The sequence below is a fragment of the Mesorhizobium vachelliae genome (assembly GCF_033977325.1).
Lineage (GTDB): Bacteria > Pseudomonadota > Alphaproteobacteria > Rhizobiales > Rhizobiaceae > Mesorhizobium > Mesorhizobium vachelliae.
The window spans coordinates 115,876-137,427 of record NZ_JAVIIR010000015.1 but is presented as its reverse complement, the minus strand read 5'-3'; the positions used below and the strand labels follow the sequence as shown (position 1 = coordinate 137,427).

Sequence of the window (21,552 nt, the reverse complement as noted above, 5' to 3'; positions counted from 1 at the left end):
CCCCCAAGGTTAGCGATCAAATGCCCATGCGAGCCATCGCCCGACTTGGCGGCTTTTGCGTGGCGGAAATCAGGGTGGGAGCAAATCTTTATTCCGCTTCCCCACCTCGGCCTTGCGCAGCAGGAACCGCTGGATCTTGCCGCTCGGCGTCTTCGGCAATTCGCTGACGAACTCCACCTCGCGCGGGTAGGAGTGCGCCGACAGCCGCTTCTTCACGTGCTGGGCGAGCTCCTCGGCCAGTGCTTCGCTGCCCTGGAAGGCGGGCGCCAGCACCACCAACGCCTTGACGATCTCGGTGCGCTGCGGGTCGGGCACGCCGACCACCGCCGCCTCGTTGACGGCCGGATGCTCGATCAGCGCGCTTTCGACATCGAACGGCCCGATGCGGTAGCCGGACGAGGTGATCACGTCGTCGGCGCGGCCGATGAAGGAGACGGAGCCGTCCGGCTCGTATTCCACGGTGTCGCCGGTGCGGTAATAGCCGCCGGCAATCGCGGGCGTCTCCGCCTCGTGGTAGCCGCCGAACCAGCGCAGCGGTGAGTTCGCGATATCGACCGCGAGCACGCCGGGCTGGTTGGGGCCGAGCTCTTTGCCTTCGTCATCCAGCACCACCATGCGGTAGCCCGGCATGGCGAAGCCGGCGGATCCCGCTCGGACAAGATGCGCCAGCCCGTGATGGTTGTTGACCATCATGCCGTTCTCGGTCTGGCCATAATGGTCGTGGATCGGCGCGGCGAGGTTGGTGTCGAACCAGCGGATCACTTCCGGGTTGAGCGGCTCGCCGGCGCTGCTCACCACGCGCAGTCTTCCTTTGACGCGCGCGGCCGCCTCCGGCCCTTCCGCCATCAGCAGGCGATAGGCCGTCGGCGAGCCGGCAAGGCTGGTGACGCCCAGGCGCTCGATGATGTCGTAGGTCGATTTGGCGTTGAAGGCGCCTTCGTAGAAGGTGGTGGCGATGCCGAGCTGCAAGGGTCCGGTGATGGCGTAGTAGAGTCCATAGGCCCAGCCGGGATCGGCGATGTTCCAGAAGATGTCGTCAGGCGTGAGCCCGATCGCGTCGCGCATATAGGCGCCGAAAGCAAGCAGCGCGCTGAGCGGCACCGGCACGCCTTTCGGATGTCCTGTCGTGCCCGAGGTCGACATCATCATGAACAGGTCCGAGCCCTTGCGCATCACCGGTTCGCAATTAGGGGAGGCGGCGGCAAGGGCGGCGCGGAAATCGATATCGCCGGCGGGCAGCATATCGCCGGGTCCAAGAAGGGTGGCGATGCGCGGATGATTTTCCACCTCGTCGAGCTTGCCTCGGTTCGCGGGGTTGGTCACCACCAGCTTCGCCTTGCTGTAGCTGAGGCGATGCTCGACCGCTTTCGGCCCGAAAGCGGTGAACAGAGGCTGGTAGACCGCGCCGACGCGCCATGTGCCGAGGATCAGCGCCACCAGCTCGGGAATGCGCGGCAGCATGCCGGCCACGACATCGCCGGGGCCGACGCCGACACTTTTGAGCAGGGTGCCGACGCGGCCCGCCATGTCGGCCAGATCGTCGAAGGAATATTCGCGCAGTTCCCCGCCGGCCGAGATCGCGCGCAGCGCCAGCCGGTTTTCGCCGGTATAGCGGCCGCAACACTCGACATAGGCGTTGATGCCGGTGGCGGGATCGCCGTGAAGGCGCGCGATCTCGTCCTCGATGCGAAATTGCGCAACGGCGTCTTCGTAGCGCGGCAGCGCTTGCATCTTGGTCATGGCAATCCTCCCTCGGCGGCGGATCATCTCCCCATGATCGCCGCCCGATGAGATTGCCCGAAAACGCCGCACCGGTCGATTGCGGCGAAAGTCGGAGGCGGGTTGGCCTTATCGATGCCTGGCTGTACGATTGTCAATGAATGCAGGCAGGGGAGGCGCGCATGCGGCTTGTTTGGAGTGTCTGCCATCAGGGGATTTGGGCCCTTGCCGCCGTGATGGCGCTTTGGCCGCGTGCAGCGTCGGCCGATCCCATCACGCCCGAGCGCGTCGCGGCGGCCTTGCCCAAGCTCGAAGCCCTGGCAGACGGCGTCATCGCCAAGGGTGGCGTGCCCGGCCTCGCCATTGCCGTCGTGCATGACGACAAGGTGGTCTTCCTCAAGGGTTTTGGGCATCGCGAGGCCGGCAAGCCGGAAACCGTCGATGCCGACACCGTGTTCCAGATCGCCTCACTCTCCAAGCCGGTCTCCGCCACTATCGTCGCGGCGCTGGTCGGCGACGGCATCGTGTCGTGGGATTCCAGGATCGCCGACCTCGATCCGGCCTTCCGGCTGGCCGATCCCTATCCCACCAGCCAACTCACGGTGCGCGACCTCTTCGCGCATCGCAGCGGGCTGCCGGGCACCGCCGGCGACGATCTCGAAAACATCGGCTACGATCGCGCCACGATCCTGCATCGGCTGCGCTTCGTGCCGCCGTCGTCGAGCTTTCGCTCCGGCTATTCCTACTCCAATTTCGGGCTGACCGAGGGTGCCGTCGCGGCCGCCAAACCGACAGGCAAGTCCTGGGAAGATGTCGCCGAGGAAAAGCTCTACCGCCCGCTCGGCATGGTTTCGACCAGCTCGCGTCATGCGGATTTCGTCAAGCACGCCAATCGCGCCGCGCTCCACGTCATGGTCGATGGCGCCTGGGCCCCGAAGGTCAAGCGCGAGCCGGATGCGCAGGCGCCTGCCGGCGGGGTCAGTTCCACCGCGCGCGATCTCGCGCAATGGATGCGCCTTGTGATCGGCGACGGCGTCTATGACGGCAAGCCGCTGATCTCAGCCGACGCCATGGACCAGATGCATGTGCCGCTGATGACGCGGGGCAAGAACCCCGTCTCCGGCGGCGAGTCGTTCTACGGCCTCGGCTGGAACGTCGAATTCGGGCGGCACGGGCTGAGCTGGGGGCACTCCGGCGCCTTCAGCACCGGCGCGCGTACCGTGGCGACGGTCTTCCCCAAGGAGAAGCTCGGCATCGTCGTCCTCGCCAATGCCTTTCCGTCCGGCGTGCCGGAAGGGCTGTCCGACAGCTTTGCCGACCTCGTCTTCGACGGCAAGGTGGAGAAGGACTGGGTCGGCGCATGGGACAGCATCTATTCCGGCATGTTCGGCCCCGGGATCGCGGCGGCCAAGGCGACCTATGCCACGCCGCCGTCTCCGCCAAGGCCGGCCGCCTCCGCCGGCGCCTATGCCGGCCGCTATGCCAACGACTTCATTGGCGAAGCCGTGGTATCGGGCGCCGGAGACGGCCTCATGCTCAAGGTCGGGCCGGCCGGGGCGCGGTCCTATCCGCTGAGGCATTTCGATGGCGACCAGTTCCTGACCTATCCCGACGCCGAGATGCCTGACAGGCCGGCGGCTGTGAGCTTCGTCGTCGGCCCCAACGGCAAGGCGTCGGCGATGATCATCGAATTCCTCGATGACAATCATCTGGGTACGCTGCAGCGTATCCCCGATTGAAAACGGCCGGGCCGTCAGGACACTCGCTTATACTGCAGCAGCGCGAAACAGTCGCCGCTGCCTGACCTGGACTGCGTGAGTACCGGCTTCGACCGGTCGAGCCATACCTGGTGCGATTTGGCGTCGGCCTCGATCTCATCCACCGGCACAGCTTTGACGAAGCCGCGCCCTTGGCCGAAAAGCCAGCAGGCTCGGGCCAGCTGCCTTCTGGCACGCTGGCGCAGCAAGTCGGCATCGTAGAAGATGTCGAGCACTTCCTGCTTGATCCTGCGCCCCTTTTCGGGGTCGGCTACCACTGTCTCCGCTGGCCCGCCGCCAATCGTCTGCTGCAGGTCCTTGTAGTCGAACGCAAGCTGGGTGGTAGCGTATTTGATCTCGCTCTCGTCGCGCACGATGTCGAACCACAGCCTGGGATCAAGCTCGTTGAGGACGAAGGAGGATTCGAAATCGCGCGACAGGTTTAGTGCTTCGAAGTCCCCAAGATCGATGTCGCGCTCGACCAGAAGGATCTTGGCGGCCTGCTTGCCGAGCTCTGTCCCCTGGAGGGTGACGGCGGTGTTCTTGCCGCCGAGATCGGGGCTGAGATAGGGCCCGCCCTCGTCGAGCAGCTCGTCGAATTCATCGAGCGACTGCATGACCGGCGCGCCGCGGGCCACGCGTGCGGCGAGCTTGGCGAGCACCTGCTGCAGCTCGGTCTCGCGTTTGCGCTGGTCCTGGTAGTTCTGCTGGAAGAAGAAGATGAACAGCGAGACGCCGATGCCGATCAGGATCACCCCCAGCTGCGAGAAGATGTTGCGATAATATTCCAGCAGTTTTTCGCGGTGGCGCACGTCGTCGCGCACGCTGTGCGCCACGCGCAGATTGACGATCAGCGAAATGATCAGCAAGCCGGCCCCGATAAGGATGAGGCCGCCAATGAGGAGGTAGCCATGGCCTGCGCTGAAATCCATTTGTGTCGCCCCGAAGCCCCGGACAGCGCAGACTAGTGCATTTCACCGTTTCACGGAAACGGCGAAACGCCCTATCTCTTTGTTTTTGCGCAACTCCGGACGGAAAACCGCTCACACTTTTCCTGGAATTGCTCTAATGGTACTTCGCTCAAATACCTATGGTGCACGTCGGACACCGCGACCTCGCTCGCCATTGACCCCGCCGTCGATCGGGCCGATATCCCGCGCGAATTGCCACCCGAGATCCCGATGACCTCAGACCTCAGAGAACCGGCCGCCGCGCGCGATCCTGATTCTGCCCGAAAGAATGGCGACGCCTGGCAGGACGACGTCCGCGCCGGCGTGCGCCATGTCCGCGACCTCGCCTCCCTGCCGCTGTCGCCCGCCGAGCGCGAAGCCGCGCAGGAAGCAGCGGCCGCCCACAAGGTGCGCGTGCCCAAACCTTATCTCGACCTGATCGACTGGAACGACCCCGACGATCCGATCCGCGCCCAGGTGATCCCGTCGCCGGACGAGCTCATCATCGCCGAAGGCGAGCTCGACGATCCGATCGGCGACCACGCCTTCAGCCCGGCGCCCAGGCTGACACACCGCCATGCCGACAGGGTGCTTTTGTTCCCGACCTATCAGTGCGCCGTCTATTGCCGTTTCTGCTTCAGGAAAGAGTCGCTGACGTCGATCGGCCGCGGCTACACGCGCGAAGCGCTGGAACCGGCGCTGGCCTATATCGTCGGGCACCCGGAAATCCGCGAGGTGATCCTGACCGGAGGCGATCCGCTGTCGCTGCCCGACAAGGCGTTGGCCGAAATCCGCGCCCACCTGGAGGCGATCCCGCATCTGCGCCTCCTGCGCATCCACACCCGCGTGCCGGTGGCGCTGCCGTCGCGCATAACGGCCGGCATGGTCGACGCGCTGCAGGGCCGGCTGATGGTGAGCGTGGTCACTCACTTCAACCACCCGCGCGAGCTCACCGCTGAAGCCGAGGCGGCTTGCCGCGCCATGCGGCAGGTGGGCTTCGTGCTGCTCAACCAGAGCGTTCTCCTGAAAGGCGTCAACGACAAGGTCGAGGTGCTGGAGGAGCTCTGCCGCGAGCTGATGTATCGGCTGGGCGTAAAGCCCTATTATCTGCATCACGGCGACCTCGCGCGCGGCATGGCGCACCGCCGCACCACGATTGCCGAAGGCCAGGCGCTGGTGGCCGAGCTGCGCCGGCGGCTCTCCGGCATCTGCAACCCGACCTATGTCATCGACCTGCCCGACGGTGGCGGCAAGGTGCCGCTGGCGGCGAGCCATATCGAGAGCCGCGACGGTGGAACGTGGCGCATTCGCGGCCAGGACGGCGAGGCGCGGGAGTATCGCGAGGTGGTGGCGGGCCTGTCGGAACCGCATCTGTGAGCTAAAGCATGTCTCCCGAAAGCGGGAATCGGTTTCGGGATAAAGACATGCGTAAAATCAAAAACCTGAAGCGCATGGAGCGAATCTGAAAGATCGCGGCGCGCTGTAGGGATCCGCCTGGCCCTTCGTTTGCATGATGCAGCGGCCCGCAAAAAGCCCGATACTGCAGATGATCCGGGTGGATCATCATTGATCCTCCTGGATCATTAAAAAGTCTGCAACTGAGTAAGTCCCAAGCTAGGTCCCTACTAGCGATCCTTGAGCCTCGCCTGCCTCTCCCCGGGGCATGCGGGGCTCTCCCGCTGTTGCCGGCGGGTCTCAACATTGCCCCCTTCTCGTGGGAACTGGAGCCTGCGCCCCGCATTCTATGAGCGGGGGCTGAAGGAGCGTTGCGTGAAGGCTTTGTTGGGAATTGCCGGCGGCTTCGTGCTGACCTTGGCCGTGTTCGCCAGCGGGCTTGCCTTCGCGACCTGGTTGCTCGCCGCCAAGCCGGTGCGCCAGGCAACGCCCGCGATCGGCGTTTCCGAGCTCTGGACGAAGGACGCCCAGCCGGTCGATCCGCAGAAGCAGAACCTTGAACGCATTCCCGCCCAGCAGGCGGCGGCCGCACCGGCCAAGGCCGGCGAACCAGCCAAAGCGGATGGCGGAACGCAGCCGACCGCGCTTGCGGCGCCAGCGCCGCCGGCAGCGCCGCGACTGCAGCCATTGCCCGGCGTCCCTGGCCCGGGCCAGCCCGCGCCGCCTGACGCCGGCGCAGCCCAGCAGCCGGCAGCGGCCGATCAGCAGGCGCGGCAACAGCAACTGCCCGTCGCCCACCTGCAATGGTGCGCCGCCCGCTATCGCAGCTACCGCCCGGCAGAAAACAGCTACCGTTCCTACAGCGGCGAGTTGCGCCCCTGCATCTCGCCCTATTACGATCCCGGCAGCGACCGCACCGCCTCGACCGGCGGTGGCCAGAATGACCAGGCAGCAGCGAACGATCCCCAGGGCGGCCCAAGTGACAACCGGATGAGTGACGGCCAGATGAGCGACGATCAGGCCGAGATGGAAGGCTACGCGCCGTCCGGCGACGGCTACGCCACCACCTATGGCGGCCCGCCGGAAGAGATTTCGCCCGAGGCTGAGGCCGCCCAGGCCGCAGGTCGCCCGGTCTCGGGCGATCATGTTGACTATTGCTTTAACCGCTACCGCTCCTACGATCCGCGCGACAACACCTACCAGCCCTTCGACGGCGGCCCGCGCCGGCAATGCGAGTGAAGGGCGAAGTTTCGATCGCGATGCACCTGTCGCTAGAGCAATTCCAGGAAAAGTGTGAGCGGTTTTCCGTCCGGAATTGCGCAAAAACAAAGGGATAGAGCGGTTCGCCGTTTCCGTGAAACGGCGAACCGCTCTAAAAGCATGTCTCCCGAAAGTGGGAACCGGTTTCGGGATCTGAAAGATCGCGACGCGCTTTAGGCAGGCGCGGCGCCGCCGGGTGGCACCGGTTTGCGCCTGACAGTAAGCCGCCCCAGCCGCATCGACGGTAGCTCCACGTTGCGATGGAAGATCTCCGCCACCGGCAGCATCAGCGCAAGCGACAGAACGAGGATGACCGGCAGCGGGGCGCGGTCGCGCAGCAGGTACATAAGCGCCAGCATGACCGGCAGATGCGTGAGATAGAGCGAATACGAGACTTTGCCGGCCCAGCGCAGGCTCGGCCGATCGAGCACCGCCGTCTGCAACGGAAACGCGATGCAGCAGATGATGATGTAGCCGGCCACCAGCGCATAGGTAAGATCGCCGATCAGGTAGCTTTTCTCCACCAGCGCCTTCGGCGCCAGGATGAAGCCGGCGATGATCGCCAGGTGCAGCGAGCGCGGCATCTTCTTCACCAGCGCGATCACGTGGTCGAGGTTCTTGGCGAGAAGCACGCCGAAGGCGAAGAAGTAGAGGTAATAGGCGGTGAGCAGCAGGCTGCCGAGCGCCGATGAGGAAACCTTGTCGCCGAACGGCTCCCCGATCAGCGCCGGCGTCTTGGTGGCCATCACCGCTATGAGGAAGGTGACGGCGACGCCTTTCCAGGAAAGCCGCATGACGGCGAGCGCAAGGAGCGGGAAGACGAGCGCGATGCGCATTTCCTGGATCAGCGTCCACATTGGCGGATCGAGCGAGATGCTCGCATAGCCGATGCCGGTCATCAGGAAGTGCGCGAGGATCAGGGGAAGATCGATGGGGCTCGCCCAGTCGGCTTCGGCCGCGGCCCATTGCGGCTTGGGAAAGGCGAGCATCGAAGCCAACCCCAGGGCCAGCACTATGGCAACGGCGAACGGCAGGTAGATACGGCAGAACCGCCGGAATACGAAGCGGCCGTAGGAAATCCGCTGCCCTTTCAGGAAGGGAAGCGCCAGCACGAAGCCCGAGAGGACGAAGAAGACGATGACGGCGACGCGGCCGTTCACAAGATGGCTGAGAGGCGTGTAGTCGAGCTTCCAGTCGTGCCAGTCATGCCCCGGCGTGAAATTGTACGCATGGTTCAAAACAACGACGAAAGCCGCGACGCCGCGCACGACATCGAGCTTGTTGAAGCGCATCTGCTCCATTGTCACCCCGTAAGGTCAAACGTGGTTTTACGAAGTCTCGATGCTGAAATTCATTTGGCGCGCCGGGTGGCGTCGAGCCGGGGCCATAACTATTCACCCGCGCATGGCCCGGCTTCTTTGCCGGCCATGCAACGCCACCCAAGCAATTGAGGCATTACTAATTAAGCTTAAGCTGCACTGCAGCAAAACATCAAGCGTTTATTGTGCGTCGCGGAAGAAAAGTCATGAAAAAAGCCTGACGCCTGGCGACGCGCGCCGGCGCATCGCAGGGCTGCAGGGAGACAAAGCGCCACCTCAGCCCACGACCTTCCCCGGATTCATTACGTTACCCGGATCGATCAACCCTTTGATCGCCTTCGCCAAATCCCGCTTCACCGGGTCGGCGTGGCGCTCATAGGCCTCGCGTTTCTCCAGCCCGACGCCATGCTCGGCCGAGAACGAGCCGCCGGCTTGGCGCAGACCCTCATAGAGCACGTCTTCGATCGCTTCGTGCCGCTCATGCGGGACCGGCCCTTCGCAATTGATGGAGATGTGCAGATTGCCGTCGGCGAGATGGCCGTAGACATAGGGCGCGTATGAGGCGTCGATCTTCTTCAATCCGGCCTCGATACGCGCCGCATAGGCGTCCAGCTCGCCGCCCGGCACGGACACGTCGAAGGAGGGCGCCATGGGATGCGCGCGCTCGATTTGCTCGGTCTCCTCGCGCAGCCGCCACATAGCGGCCGCTTGCGCTTCCGAGCTTGCGACCAGCCCGTCGACGATGCCGGCCTCTTCCCAGATCGCCGCCAGCCCGTCCTCCAGCACGCCTCTCGCCGCCTCCATCGAGTCGGCGCCGAGCCCCAGCACCAGCAGGCAGGGCGCGTCGAGCGGCAGGCTGCCCGGCGCATAGTTCAGCGCCCGCTGCATGAGCGAGGCAAAATTGCGCCACAGGATCTCCGCGGCGGTGAGCCGCGCGCTGGTCGAGGTCAGGAAATGCCGCACGATGCGCTGGGCGCTCGCCGCATCCGGCACGCCGACAAGCGCTGTGGCGCTCGCCCCTGCCACCGGATCGAGCCGCACCGCCACGCGGGTGACGATGCCCAGCGTGCCTTCCGCGCCGATGAAGAGATGCTTCAGATCATAGCCGGCGCTGGTCTTCAGCACCCGGGTGAGATCGGAAAACACCCGCCCGTCCGGCAGCACGGCTTCCAGCCCAAGCACGCGATGGCGCATCGTGCCGTTGCGAAACGCCATGATGCCGCCGGCATTGGTGGAAACCATGCCGCCGATCGTGGCGCTGCCACGCGCGGCAAGGTCGATACCCGGATCGAGCCCATGCCCAGCCGCAGCCTCCTGCAGCGCCCCCAGCGTCACGCCCGCCTGCACGATCGCCACCCGCGCAAACGGATCGATCTCCTCGATTTGGTTGAGCCCGCCGAGATCGCAGATCACCTGACCGGAGGAAGTCGCCGCTCCACCCGCCAGCCCCGTGCGCCCACCCTGGGCGACAAGGCTGACGCCTTGCTCCGCGCAGAACTTCACCAGCGTTGCGACGCTCTCGACATCGCGCGGGCGGATCAGGGCGGAGGCGCCGAAATTGCGGGCGTCGAAGCCGGGATCGCGCGAGGCAAGCTCGGCGGCATCCCAGATGGTGGCTGTGGGGAGGGCAGTGCGGAGGGAGGGGAGGAATGCGGCGGACATAGGCGGCTCCGGGAAGCGGACGAGCTCTATCCTATAGATGCGCGAGCGCGCTAGGGCCACGCCGAATGCCGGGACATCAGCCTCCCAGTGCCGTTCCCATTGTCAAAGGGGTCTAACCCGTCCACACCGAGCACCCGACCTTCTGCCCCGTCGCCGCATCCCGCGTCGCTTTCGCGAACACCCGCCGCAGCCCAACCCTGTTGGCCTTCACTTCATCGCTCGCGAGATAGGTCGGGTCGCCGACCTCCCAATGGTAGCGTGTGTTTGCCGGTGCGCGTTTCCAGGTGAACTTTGACACGTAGGCGACCTGGCCCGGCGTGGTGTCGGCGAACCGGCAGTCGATGGTCGCCGGCATCATGCCCTTGGCGCTCATCGAGCTGACCACCTTGTCGGCGTCGGCGGTCGTGAGCCATTGGTTTATGCCGCTCGTCTGGTAGGGATCTATGCCGCTCGGCTGGTGCGTCATGCATCCCGCAAGCAGCATCAGGGTCGCCATTGCGGCACCTGTCTTGCCCGCTCGCTTGCTGTCTTTCCGATCGATGCCCATGCCCGTCTCCTTCTCGAAGAGAGTGGAAAGTCTCGGACAAGAGGATGGTCCGCGCGCATCGCTTCGTATATTAGGCGCTTCACATGCTTGGCCTGGCGAGGCCCTGGTTTTCGGCGGACCGCGGGCGGCGACAGGCGCTGTGACCGCACGGCCACAGAAGTTAGCCGCGTCAGCTGTTAACGGCTCCAATCCTCAAAATTAACCTTTTGTTAACCATTCGCCGGGCACCCTTTAACCATTGAGTAAGGATTCGCTTGGACGTGACCTTCGCCGCCCCTTTGCACAACAAATCGATCCGCTTTCGCGCCCGTTCCTTCGTCGCTTTCACGCTGACGCCGGAGGCGCCGATCGCCGACTGGCTGGAGGGGTTGGATCACTGGATCGCCAACTCGCCGGGCTATTTCAACGGGCGCCCGGTGGTGCTGGATCTGAACGTCCTGCAGCCGGGGCCGGAGGAGATCGGCGCGCTGGTCGGCGTGCTCGGCTCGCGCGGCATCCGCGTCTATGCCGTCGAGCTCGAAGGCGCCGAGCTCGGGCCTGAGCTGCCGCCATTGCTGGCCGGCGCCAAGGAGGCGACGGCCGAGGGACTGCTGGGCCGTGCCGCGCGCAAGGCGCGGGCCGAGGAGCTGGAAGCCGCCGCCGAGGAGCGGGCGCAGGCGACCCAAGCGGTCGCTCTGGCCGCGGAGGCGCCGCAGGCGGAAATTTCCCCCATAGAGATGTCCGCCGACGAGCCGGTGGACCCCGAGCTGGCAAGGCTCGAAGCGGTCCGGATCGAGCCGGCGCAGAGCGATGCGGCCCAATCCAGGTCGACGAATGCAGGGCAGGGCGCAGCGGAGATGCCTGCCGCCGGCACCCTGATGATCAAGGCGCCGATCCGCTCGGGGCAGTCGGTGTTCCATCCGCATGGCGACGTCATCGTGCTGGGCTCGGTCGCGTCCGGTTCCGAAATCGTCGCCGGCGGCTCGATCCATGTCTATGGCACGCTGCGCGGCCGCGCGATCGCGGGCTCGGAAGGCAATATTTCGGCGCGCATCTTCTGCCGCAAGAACGAGGCCGAGCTGCTCGCCGTCGACGGCTGGTACACCACGGCCGAGGAGATGGAAGGCACCTCGCGCGGCAAGGCCGTGCAGGCCTTCCTCGACAATGATGCGCTGTGCGTGGTGCCGCTGGGCTGACGCGCAAGCTTCGGACCGGTTTCGCGTGCAACTGTAGCTGAGAGTCGGCCGTGTCCCAAGCGGCCGGACCAAACATAAGAATCGCCAACGGAGGCTGGATGAATATGGGCAAGGTAGTGGTGGTCACTTCGGGCAAGGGGGGCGTCGGCAAGACGACCTCGACGGCCGCGCTCGGCGCTGCCGTGGCCAAGACCGGCAAGAAGGTGGCGCTGGTCGATTTCGACGTCGGCCTGAGGAACCTCGACCTCATCATGGGCGCCGAGCGCCGCGTGGTGTTCGACCTCGTCAACGTCATTCAGGGCACCGCGAAGCTGTCGCAGGCGCTGATCCGCGACAAGCGGCTGGAGACGCTCTATCTGCTGCCCGCCTCCCAGACGCGCGACAAGGACGCGCTGACCGAAGAGGGCGTGGCCGAAGTCATCGCAAGGCTGCGCTCGGTATTCGACTACGTCTTCTGCGACAGCCCGGCCGGCATCGAGCGCGGCGCCCAGCTCGCTATGCGCTTCGCCGACGAGGCAGTCATCGTCACCAACCCGGAAGTCTCGTCGGTGCGCGACTCCGACCGCATCATCGGCCTGCTCGACGCCCGCACCATGAAGGCCGAGCAGGGCGAGCTGATCCAGAAGCATGTGCTGGTGACCCGGTACGACGCCGCCCGCGCTTCGCGCGGCGAGATGCTGTCGATCGACGACGTGCTGGAGATTCTTTCCACGCCGCTGCTCGGCATCATCCCGGAAAGCCAGGATGTGCTGCGGGCCTCGAACCTGGGCTCCCCGGTCACGCTGTCGGAGCCGATCAATTCCGCCGCCAAGGCCTATCTCGAAGCGGCAAGACGCCTGGAAGGCGAGGACCTGCCGGTGGTCGTCCCCTTCGAACGCAAGGGCTTCCTCGACCGGCTTCTCGGAAGGAGGGCCGCATGAGCATCCTCGACCTCTTCAAGCGGCGCACCAGCGCGCCGGTGGCGCGCGAGCGGCTGCAGCTGCTGCTCGCCTATGAGCGCCAAAGCCGCGGCCAGCCGGACCTCGTCTCCATCCTGCGCGAGGAGATCATGGCGGTCATTGCCAAGCATGTGCAGATCGACCAGGACTACCTGCAGGTCTCGATGGATCGCGGCGCGACCATGTCGACGCTGGAGATCGACATCCAGATCCCCAACAAGAGCGCCGCGCCGCTGGCGATGGCGGGGTGAATAGCGCCAGCTAATCTCCCCCCTTGAGGGGGAGATGGCCGCAAAGCGGTCAGAGGGGGTCGTCTCACGTAGATCGCCGACCTCTTCTCCGGGCGCGCAGGGCGTCGGCGCTCCACGCGCGGCGCCCCTCTCTGTCGCCTTCGGCGACATCTCCCCCTCAAGGGGGAGATTCCGGCGCTCACTCCGGCCGGTACAGCTCATCCATGCTGCGCGTCGCGAGCGCCGCGAACGGCGCCTGCTTCTTCACCCGTCCATGCTCCAGGATCACCAGGTCGTCGCAGAACGAGATCGTCGAGTGGTGGTGGCTGATGACGATCGTCGTGCGGCGGCCGGCGCGCGACTTTAGTGTTTCCACGATCGCCGCTTCCGAGAGCCCGTCCACCGCGTTGGTGGCCTCGTCGAGGATCAGGATGTCAGGATCGCGCACCAGCGCGCGGGCGAGCGCGATGCGCTGCCTTTGCCCGGCCGACAGGTTGACGCCACGATAGCCGACGACCGTCTGGTAGCCTTGCGGCAGGCTTTCGATGAATTCATGCGCCTCGGCAAGCTCGGCGGCGCGCCGCGCCTGGTCCATGCTCGCCGCGTCCTTGCCGTAGGTGATGTTGTCGAGGATGGTGCCGTCCACCAGCTCCAGCTCCTGGCTGGCCAAGGCGATGTGCGCCCGCCATGCGACCGGGTCGATCTCGCCGAGTGCCGTGCCGTCGACGAGAATCCGGCCCTCGTCCGGGTCGACGAAGCGGCAGAGCAGGTTGACGATGGTGGTCTTACCGGCGCCGGAGCGGCCGATCAGCGCCGTCGAGCGGCCGCTTCGGATGTCGAAGCTCGCGGCATGCAGCACCGCCGAGCGCTGCTCCTCATTGGCATAGCTGAAGCTCACGCCCTCGAAGGCGATTTTTCCGCGCAAGGCGGCGAAAGCTCGGCTGCCTTGCGGGGGAGCCGGCTTGCCCGTTGGGTCGAGCAGCCACGTCACCTCTTCCAGCGAGCCGGAAAGCCCCTGCAACTGGCTCCAGGTCATCTGCAGCGCCCGCACATGCGGCTGTAGTCGGTAGAGCAGGACGAGGAAGGCGGCGACCAGTGGGAAGCTCAGGCCCGCGAGCCAGGCGCCGACCACGACCGCCAGGAACAGCATGGCGTGCAGCACTTCGGTGAGCGGACCCAGCGCGCCCTGGCGGTTGGCAAGCTGGAAGGCGGCCCGGCGCACGCTGTCCGACGCCGTCTCGAATGCCGCCTTCTCGCGCGCTTCCTGGCCGAAGATGCGGATCAGGCGGCCGGCATGCACCAGGTGCAGCATCCGCGAGGCCAAAGCGCTGTTGCGCGCCGAGACACTGCGGCTGGGGGCCTTCAGGTGCGCCGACAGCGTCATATGTGCCGCTTGCACCAGCGCCAGTCCGATCATCACCAAAAGCGTCATCTGCCAGGAGAGCAGCAAAAGGAAGGCCAGCAGGATGAGTGCGGCCGAGGCGCTGACGATCGAGCCCAGCATCGCCTGGATGGCGTCGGAGGCGCGCCAGGATTCGTTGGAAATGATGTTGAGCAGGCGTCCCGGGCTCTCCTTCAGGAAGAATGGATAGCCGACCTCGAGCAGCCGCCCGGCGAGCGCCCCACGGATCGCCTGGCTGGCCTTGCCGTAGATATGGGCGGTGAGCACCGAATTGGCGAAGGCAAGCAGGTTCTTGAGCAGGATCGAGCCGAGGATCGCGGCCGCGATCGCGATCAGCCGCTCGCGCTCGCCAAGCCCGGCGCCGACCCTCTGCAGCAGAGCTGAGAAGCCCGCCATGCCGGCGGTGTCCCCATGCCCCATGATGATGCCGAGCAAAGGGATGATCAGCCCGATGCCGAAACCTTCGAGCGCCGCGCTTGCGAGCCCGAGCGCGACGACGATCGGCAGCAGGCTGAGCTGCCGGCGGCCGAGCGCCTGGCGCAGCATCGACAGTGTCGCTCGCTCGCTCATCGCGCGCCGGCCTCTGCCTTGGCCTCGGGCGTTTCCTGGGCACGCCGCGCGCGTCGCGGCGGCCGCCTGGCCAGCACCAGAAACGCGAATTTCGCCGCGCCCGCAAGGTTCATCAGAACGATTGGCCAATGCGATAGCCTGAGATCGCTATCGAATCTGGGGCCGCCGGCAAGCTCGCGCAGAGCGGCGCGCGCGGCCCAGTAGAAATGGCGAAGCAGCCAGGGCGCACGGCGAAAATGCTTGAGGCAAAGCGCGCCGTTGCCGAAATGATAGTCGCGGTGCAGCCGGTCGATCGCCGCGCGGTCGCGCCGGCCATGATGGTGGAAGATCGTCATGTCGGGCACGTATTCCACTGCCATACCGGCAAGCATCGCTCGCACCAGATAGTCCGTGTCCTCGGCCGAGCGCAGCGCCCCGCCGGCGCCAAAGCGCTCGTCGAAGGGACCGATGCGGGCGGCGACCTCGCGGTGCATGGTCATGTTGCAGCCTAGCACGAAGCCGCCGGGATGGACGGCCTGCGTCAGCCCTTCGCGTCTGTCGCAGCGCTTGATGGTGAAGGGCAGGTCGCGTGCGTCGCCGATCTCGACGCGGCCGCCGCGGATCAGCCATTTCTCGCCGCTCGCATAATGCCGTTCCAGGTCGACGAGGTAGTTGCCGTCGAGCCGGCAATCGTCGTCGACGAACACCAGCACCCGCCCGCGTGCCCGCGCCAGCCCCGCATTGCGGGCCGCCGCCAGCCCGGGCCGCGTCTCCGAGACTGCCGTCAGCGCGATGTCCGAGGTCCTGGCGGCCGCCGAAAGGTACTTGGCCGTGCCATCGCGCGACCCATTGTCGACCACCACCAGCTCGGCCGCGAAGGCCGGATGCGCCCGGCAGGCGGCGCGGATCGAGTCGATGCAGGCTTCGAGCACCGCGAGGCGGTCGCGCGTGCATACAATGAAGGAGACCTCCGGCCGCTGCCCGAGCCAGCGAGGGACGGGCAAGACAGGGCGAAGATGCCGAAGCAGCGGATGACGCGGATCGCTCACGGCGAGGCCTCGGCGCCAAGGCGCTGCAGGACGTCCGCTCTCATGCTGCCTCCATCCTGTAGGGCGCGAGCACCGCCGCCGCCGGCGCGGATTTGAAGCGGTAGGCCACCCAATCGGCGCGCTTGCCCGCCCACATCGAGGCGTGGCTAAGCCAGGGCGCCCGGGCGCCGGGGCTGAGCGCGTATTTCTCGCGGCGGCGGATCGCGTTCCATTTCCCCGTTAACGTCAGCAATTCATGCGACAGCGCCGGCTGCTCCTCGTCGTTGACGAGCCGGTAGAGGAAATAGAACAGATTGAGCGCGCCGGCCTCGAAGCTCGGTCGGGTCGTATCGGGCAATGTCGCAATCCGCGCCTCGAGCTTGCGGATGAAAGTGGCTGCCCGCTGCACGGTCTCCAGGCAGGCGCGGTCGCCGACGGCGCGCAGGTCCTCGCAGTCCTGCGCCAGCCCCGAGCACACGAGGTTCTCGCCGACAATTCTGAGATGCGTGCGTCGCATCTCCTTGCTGTGCAGGCTGGTCACGCTGCCGGGATGGACGCGGTAGACCAGCAGGCTTTCCGGGATCAGCGCCGCCGGATAGCGCTCGGCCAGCCGCCGGAAGAGATCGAAATCCTCGGCATGCTGGTAGAAGCCGTCGTAATGGAGATCGGCCTGGCCGATGACCTTGCGATTATAGACCACTGTCGGATGCATGAAGATGGTGAAGAATTTCGACAGCACGGGCAAGCCGAAACGAAACACCGGATCGAGCCGGCCCCGGGCGATGCGGCCGTGCAGCAGCGTATCCACGAGCGCGCCGCAGAAGCCGAGCTCCGGCCGCGCCGCAAACAGCGCCGCCTGGCGTGACAGCCGCCAGGGATAGGCGAAGTCGTCTGCGTCCATGCGCGCGACGAGCTCGCCTCGGGCGATCGCCAGTCCCTCATTGAGGCTGGCGACAAGGCCGCGGTTTTCGCGTGAGATGATGGAAACGCGACTGTCGTCCCGGCGGCAGCGTTCGAGGATTTCCAGCGACCTGTCGGTCGATCCGTCGTCGATGGCGATGACCTCGAGCCTGTCGTAGTCCTGCCGCAGGATCGATTGCATCGCGGCAGCCACATAGGGCCCTGCGTTGTGGACCGGCAAAAGCACGGAGATGAGAGGCGCCGCGGTCATGGCCGGCTCCGATCCGTCGGCTGCAGATCGAGCGCCGGGGTGGTGCCGAACCGGCGCCCCTCGCTCGCACCGCGCGGTCGCGAGGGCTCGACATAGGGGAAATAGCGCTTGAGACCGTTGAGCGGCTTCTCGAAAAACACCCAGGAGAGCGAGGCGACAACCAGCGTGGCGGCGCCTGCGACAAGGAAACGCCCAGGCCCCTGTTCCGAGACGTTGACCGGGATCCATGACTGCGCCCTGACGGTCAAGGCGAGGAGGATCGAATGATAGAGGTATACGCCGTAGCTGATGCGGCCAAGCCACAGCAGCGGGGGGAGCTCAGCCAGCCTGCCCGCCACGCCGCCGAAGCCGTTCGAGCACGCGGCGACGATGGCCAGCATCGGCACCAGCGGCAGCACCTGCACCAGCGTCCAGCGTGGCCACTCCCAGGCGGAATTCGCCGGCCCAGGATCTGACCAGACGACGAGCAGGAACGCCGCGGCCAAGGCCGGCCAGGCGAGCCTCATCCACTGCGGCGCATCCGCGCCCCTGGCGCGGCGCACGGCAAGCAGGGCGCCGCAGCCAAGCGCGTCCATCGAGGCCGGCGGAAGCAGGTCCCGGGCGAGCGCCGGATTGGCGGCAATCGGCCCGTAGAACCGGTAGGCGAGCGAGAAGGCGATGACGCCGATTGTGATCGCCTCGATGCGCCGGCGCGGCGCGAGAAGCACGATCAGCGGCCAGACCAGGTAGAACTGCTCCTCGATGCTCAGGCTCCAGAAATGGCAGAGCAGCCAGGGCGTCCAGTCGTTGTGCCGCGCATACCAGAAATTCGAGAGGTAGAGCGCGTGCCAGGCGAGCGAGGGCCTGGATTGTTCCGAGGCGAGCCATACGAGCCCCAGCACCGCGAAGTAGGGCGGGAATATCCGGATCACGCGTCTGGCGTAGAACGAACGCAGCGCCGGCCCGGCGGCGAATGCTCCGGTGTCACGCGCGTCCAGCAAAAGCCGGGTGATCAGGAAGCCGGAGAGCACGAAGAACAGCCTGACCCCGAGATGGCCGACGAATGACGAGCCGCCTGCAGCGAAGAAATGCGAGTAGAGCACCAGCGTCACGGCAATCGCCCGCAATGCGTCCAACTGAATGTCGCGCGCGTTCGCCATCAGCGGCATCCGCCAGGTCGGTCGCACCACGCGGCAGAGGTCGAGCAAACCTCACCGCTGCGGGCCGACGACTCGCCGTCAGGGCCGAGGGCGCAATCCTTGCCGGCCAGCGGAATCATAATGGCATCCTCCAACAGGCATGCCCCCGGTCCACGATTGTCGTGGCTGATGTTGCGGCGCAACACAAAATGCTTACGGCCGCGAAATAAGATGTGATGCCATGGCGTGACGTAAATAGTTGTGTCCTGAAAATATCTACAGAGACGTCCGATGGTCCTATGCAGTCATGGGCAATTGGTCTGAATTCTGAAAAGTATTAATCGCCAAGGGTGCCGGAGAATTATCCCGACAACCGCAGCGGGTGGTGGGGAATATTGCGGAAAGGCTTGATCGCAACGCAAAAATTCTATGAGAGAGCCTCCGAAAATATCTTGCTTTTCAAGATCTTGTGCGGTGCAGCAGGCTTGCCGCCCGAGAGGCGGGACCGTCTTGTCCCACCATCCGCCGGCCGCTGCCTCACGACGGCGCTGCTGCTAAGGCCTTATCTCCGATCTCGACCAGGGCAGGGGGGACGGAGAGAAAGTGACGTCGACGCCAATTGCAAAACCGGAGACCCATGTCGGCGCCATGCCCGTGCTTGGCCTGCTCGGCGCAATGCTGTCGGTGCAGGTGGGTGCTGCCTTCGCCAAGGGCCTGTTCCCGGTGCTGGGGTCGGAAGGCACGACCGTGCTGAGGCTCGCCATCGGCGCGCTGATGCTGGCGGCAGTGCTGAGGCCCTGGAAGGTGCTGCCCTCGCGGAAAAGCCTGCCCTGGCTCGCCGCCTATGGCGTCACGGTCTGTGCCATGAACATGCTGTTCTATGCCGCCCTCCAGCGCATTCCGCTCGGCATCTGCGTGGCGCTCGAATTCACCGGGCCGCTGTTTGTCGCCACCCTCGGCTCCAGGCGCCTGCTCGACCTTGTCTGGGTGGCGCTGGCCGTCGTCGGCATCGTGCTGCTTTCGCCCTTCGCCGATGCAAGCCGCGGGCTCGATCCGCTGGGCGTGGCGCTCGCGCTCGCGGCCGGCGCCTGCTGGGGGCTCTACATCATCTTCGCGCAGAAGGCCGGCGCCGAGCTCGGCGTGCGCACCTCCGCCTATGGCATGGCGATCGCCGCGGTGCTGGCGCTGCCCTTCGGCTTCAGCGCTGCGCAGCCCTATCTCACCGACCCGCATATCATGGCGGGCGCGGCGGTGGTCGGCCTGTTCTCCAGCGCGCTGCCCTTCTATCTGGAGATGCTGGTGCTGGCCCGTATGCCGGCCAAGGTCTACGGCATGCTGGTCTGCCTGGAGCCGGCTGGCGGCGCGCTGACCGGCTTCCTGTTCCTGGCGGAGAAGCTCAACCTTTTGCAATGCGCGGGCATCGCCGCCGTCATTGCCGCCGCCTTCGGCGCGGCGGTTGCGGCGCGGCGGCCGGTGCCTTTGCCGGCCTGAGCGCGCTTAGCGACCATGCCGCGAGCGCGGACCCATTGACCGTTTGGTCGGCCTAAAAAAATGACCCCGTGGCAGCAATGTCCGACCACATCCGGTGGTTGAAATAAGACTTAGGTCCTAGAGATAAAACGCAATAAGTCCGAGTGGACAAGACAAGGGTCGTGGGCCACTTCCTTATGGTCTGCTGATTGGGGATGCTTATGCTGCGAGATTGCCGGTGGGGTAGCTCGGCCGACGGGCCGAAGGGCTGGCATGGGGAGAGCGGTATGCGCTTGAAGCGCAGGGGCTGCAGGCTGGTCTTGCGAGCGCTGATTGCGTTGGCGCTTGCTGTCGCGCCTTTCAGTCTCTCCGTCGATGGTCTGGTCGTGACCAAAGCCTATGCCGGCAAAGGCGGCGGCGGTGGAAGCGGCGGCGGCAAGGGTGGTGGAAACAGCAACGGGGGCGGCAATAGCGGAGGCGGGAACAACGGCAACGGGAGTGGCGGCAATTCCGGCTCGGCCGGCGGCTCCAATTCCGGTTCGGCTGGTGGCTCGAATTCCGGCAATGGCGGCAACAGCGGAAACGGCAATAGCGGCGGCGACAACGGAAACGGTAATAGCGGCGGCAACAGCGGGAACAACGGAAACGGGAACGGCGACAACGGCAAGAGCAGCAGCGCCAGCGCGGCAAGCACCGCCGATGTCGATAGTCATGTGAACGCCCTGACGGGCGACAAGGTTGAGGCCAGCCGCACCAAAATCCAGGTCACGCACCGCAATGGAATGAAGGAGAAGATCGAGAACGGCCGGTTCAGGATGGAAGACAAATACGGGCGCACCATCGTCGACCGCAAGGCCACCGTGGCCGATCTCGATCGCCTGAAGAGTTTGTGAGAGCGAGGTTTTATCCGGATTAGATCTTAAGGGACCGAAGGTCAGCGCTGCAAAATCAGGTTGCCACCTTTTGCTTCGTCTCTGCGGTCCTGATCGTCTTGCGGTAGAACTTGGCTACTCACCTTACCCCCGCCTTCGTGCGGGGGTAATTTTTTTCAAGCTCGGCGATGTCCGCCGCCTGCGACATTGGTCAGTCATGCCGGCGGAAATGGTCCGACCGGCCGGGGCATGAGTCGTGGGCCGCTTTCGTCGTCTGCCGGAATGTGAACCCTTGCCGCGTCAAGACACAAGACACTGGTTCCGTTGCGCCTTTCCCGTAAGCGGAACTTCGGCCATGCCGAGACGGACCCGCAAAGGACGGAATGCACCAACCCGCCTGCAAAAGGCCAGCCCACCTTGTGCTGCGCGTCGTTGCCGCGCTGGCGATTGTCGTCGCGCCTTGTCTGGTGGCGCCGGGCTACATGACCAAGCTCGTATCCACCGCCTATGCCGGTAACGGCAATGGCAATGGAGGCGGGAACGGCGGCAACGGCAATGGCGGCAATTCGGGTTCTGCCGGGGGCTCGAATTCCGGTTCGGCCGGCGGCTCGAATTCCAGCAATGGCGGCAACGAGGGCAACAGCAATGGCCAGGGCAACAACGGCAACAGCAACGCCGACGGCGGCAATCCCAATGCCGGGCCTGGTAACAACAGCGGCAAGGGCAATACCAATCCCGGCAACAAGAACAGCTACACCAACGCCGCGACTGGCGACACGCTCTCGATCGACGGCGACAAGATCACCGTCGTTCATCGCAACGGCATGAAGGAGGAAGTCCAGAACGGCCGTTTCGAGATGAAGGACGCGCAAGGCCGCACCATCATAGAGCGGCAGGCGACGGAGGAGGATATGTCACGCCTGCTGAACCTGTGAAGGGGAACTGAGGAATTGGAGAATTGAAGAAAAGGGAAGCTCGGCCTATAGCCGT

General features: G+C 65.5%; 18 protein-coding genes. 9 read left to right on the top strand and 9 right to left on the bottom strand.

Features of this window, described 5'->3' with window-relative positions:
- Positions 1-69: 69 nt before the first annotated feature.
- Entirely contained in the window at positions 70-1,740 is a 1,671-nt protein-coding gene (locus RFM41_RS27000) for an acyl-CoA synthetase (RefSeq protein ID WP_320252353.1), read from the bottom strand.
- A 161-nt stretch (positions 1,741-1,901) separates the two neighbouring features.
- Here RFM41_RS27000 and RFM41_RS26995 point away from each other — a divergent pair, with 161 nt between their 5' ends.
- Positions 1,902-3,458, top strand: a complete 1,557-nt coding sequence (locus RFM41_RS26995) for a serine hydrolase (RefSeq protein ID WP_320252354.1) — start codon at positions 1,902-1,904, stop codon at positions 3,456-3,458.
- A gap of 14 nt (positions 3,459-3,472) precedes the next feature.
- Here the strand turns inward: RFM41_RS26995 and RFM41_RS26990 are convergent, their stop codons facing one another.
- Positions 3,473-4,408: a hypothetical protein gene (locus RFM41_RS26990; RefSeq protein ID WP_320252355.1), complete on the bottom strand. Its 936-nt coding sequence runs from the start codon at positions 4,406-4,408 to the stop codon at positions 3,473-3,475.
- 249 nt (positions 4,409-4,657) lie between these two features.
- Here RFM41_RS26990 and RFM41_RS26985 point away from each other — a divergent pair, with 249 nt between their 5' ends.
- Both RFM41_RS26985 and RFM41_RS26980 read left to right on the top strand, forming a co-directional pair.
- On the top strand, positions 4,658-5,803 hold the full coding sequence (locus RFM41_RS26985) for a KamA family radical SAM protein (RefSeq protein WP_320252356.1): 1,146 nt from the start codon (positions 4,658-4,660) through the stop codon (positions 5,801-5,803).
- 393 nt (positions 5,804-6,196) lie between these two features.
- On the top strand, positions 6,197-7,060 hold the full coding sequence (locus RFM41_RS26980; RefSeq protein ID WP_320252357.1) for a BA14K family protein: 864 nt from the start codon (positions 6,197-6,199) through the stop codon (positions 7,058-7,060).
- A gap of 194 nt (positions 7,061-7,254) precedes the next feature.
- On the opposite strand, the gene RFM41_RS26975 is transcribed toward RFM41_RS26980, so the two are convergent.
- The 3 genes from RFM41_RS26975 to RFM41_RS26965 all read right to left on the bottom strand — a co-directional run bounded on the left by RFM41_RS26975 (position 7,255) and on the right by RFM41_RS26965 (position 10,609).
- Positions 7,255-8,382 (bottom strand): acyltransferase family protein, encoded by a 1,128-nt coding sequence (locus RFM41_RS26975; protein ID WP_320252358.1) that lies wholly within the window; start codon positions 8,380-8,382, stop codon positions 7,255-7,257.
- Positions 8,383-8,676: 294 nt separating this feature from the next.
- Positions 8,677-10,062 carry an FAD-binding oxidoreductase gene (locus RFM41_RS26970; protein ID WP_320252359.1) on the bottom strand — a complete coding sequence of 462 codons (1,386 nt, stop codon included), beginning with the start codon at positions 10,060-10,062 and terminating at the stop codon, positions 8,677-8,679.
- A 112-nt stretch (positions 10,063-10,174) separates the two neighbouring features.
- Positions 10,175-10,609 (bottom strand): hypothetical protein, encoded by a 435-nt coding sequence (locus RFM41_RS26965; RefSeq protein WP_320252360.1) that lies wholly within the window; start codon positions 10,607-10,609, stop codon positions 10,175-10,177.
- A 260-nt stretch (positions 10,610-10,869) separates the two neighbouring features.
- Between RFM41_RS26965 and minC the strand changes: the two genes are divergently transcribed.
- The 3 genes from minC (at position 10,870) to minE (ending at position 12,973) form a co-directional block, all read left to right on the top strand.
- Complete coding sequence (gene minC / locus RFM41_RS26960; RefSeq protein WP_320252361.1) at positions 10,870-11,784, top strand: septum site-determining protein MinC; 915 nt, start codon at positions 10,870-10,872, stop codon at positions 11,782-11,784.
- 104 nt (positions 11,785-11,888) lie between these two features.
- On the top strand, positions 11,889-12,704 hold the full coding sequence (minD, locus tag RFM41_RS26955) for a septum site-determining protein MinD (protein ID WP_201414581.1): 816 nt from the start codon (positions 11,889-11,891) through the stop codon (positions 12,702-12,704).
- On the top strand, positions 12,701-12,973 hold the full coding sequence (gene minE / locus RFM41_RS26950; protein WP_042638296.1) for a cell division topological specificity factor MinE: 273 nt from the start codon (positions 12,701-12,703) through the stop codon (positions 12,971-12,973). Before minD ends, minE begins: the two co-directional genes overlap by 4 nt.
- Positions 12,974-13,151: 178 nt before the next feature.
- On the opposite strand, the gene RFM41_RS26945 is transcribed toward minE, so the two are convergent.
- From RFM41_RS26945 to RFM41_RS26930, 4 genes are all read right to left on the bottom strand, one after another.
- Positions 13,152-14,924 carry an ABC transporter ATP-binding protein gene (locus RFM41_RS26945; protein ID WP_320252362.1) on the bottom strand — a complete coding sequence of 591 codons (1,773 nt, stop codon included), beginning with the start codon at positions 14,922-14,924 and terminating at the stop codon, positions 13,152-13,154.
- Positions 14,921-15,931: a glycosyltransferase family 2 protein gene (locus RFM41_RS26940; protein ID WP_430691565.1), complete on the bottom strand. Its 1,011-nt coding sequence runs from the start codon at positions 15,929-15,931 to the stop codon at positions 14,921-14,923. Before RFM41_RS26940 ends, RFM41_RS26945 begins: the two co-directional genes overlap by 4 nt.
- A gap of 61 nt (positions 15,932-15,992) precedes the next feature.
- Positions 15,993-17,102, bottom strand: coding sequence for a glycosyltransferase family 2 protein (locus RFM41_RS26935; protein WP_320252363.1), 1,110 nt, complete (start codon positions 17,100-17,102; stop codon positions 15,993-15,995).
- Positions 17,099-18,241, bottom strand: a complete 1,143-nt coding sequence (locus RFM41_RS26930) for an acyltransferase family protein (protein WP_320252364.1) — start codon at positions 18,239-18,241, stop codon at positions 17,099-17,101. The genes RFM41_RS26935 and RFM41_RS26930 overlap by 4 nt, the downstream gene beginning before the upstream one ends.
- Positions 18,242-18,823: 582 nt before the next feature.
- On the opposite strand from RFM41_RS26930, the gene RFM41_RS26925 reads away from it, so the two are divergent.
- From RFM41_RS26925 to RFM41_RS26915, 3 genes are all read left to right on the top strand, one after another.
- Positions 18,824-19,711, top strand: a complete 888-nt coding sequence (locus RFM41_RS26925; RefSeq protein ID WP_320252365.1) for an EamA family transporter — start codon at positions 18,824-18,826, stop codon at positions 19,709-19,711.
- Between the two features lie 266 nt (positions 19,712-19,977).
- Entirely contained in the window at positions 19,978-20,583 is a 606-nt protein-coding gene (locus RFM41_RS26920) for a hypothetical protein (RefSeq protein WP_320319313.1), read from the top strand.
- A gap of 398 nt (positions 20,584-20,981) precedes the next feature.
- Positions 20,982-21,497 (top strand): hypothetical protein, encoded by a 516-nt coding sequence (locus RFM41_RS26915; protein ID WP_320252367.1) that lies wholly within the window; start codon positions 20,982-20,984, stop codon positions 21,495-21,497.
- The last annotated feature ends 55 nt before the right edge of the window (positions 21,498-21,552 follow it).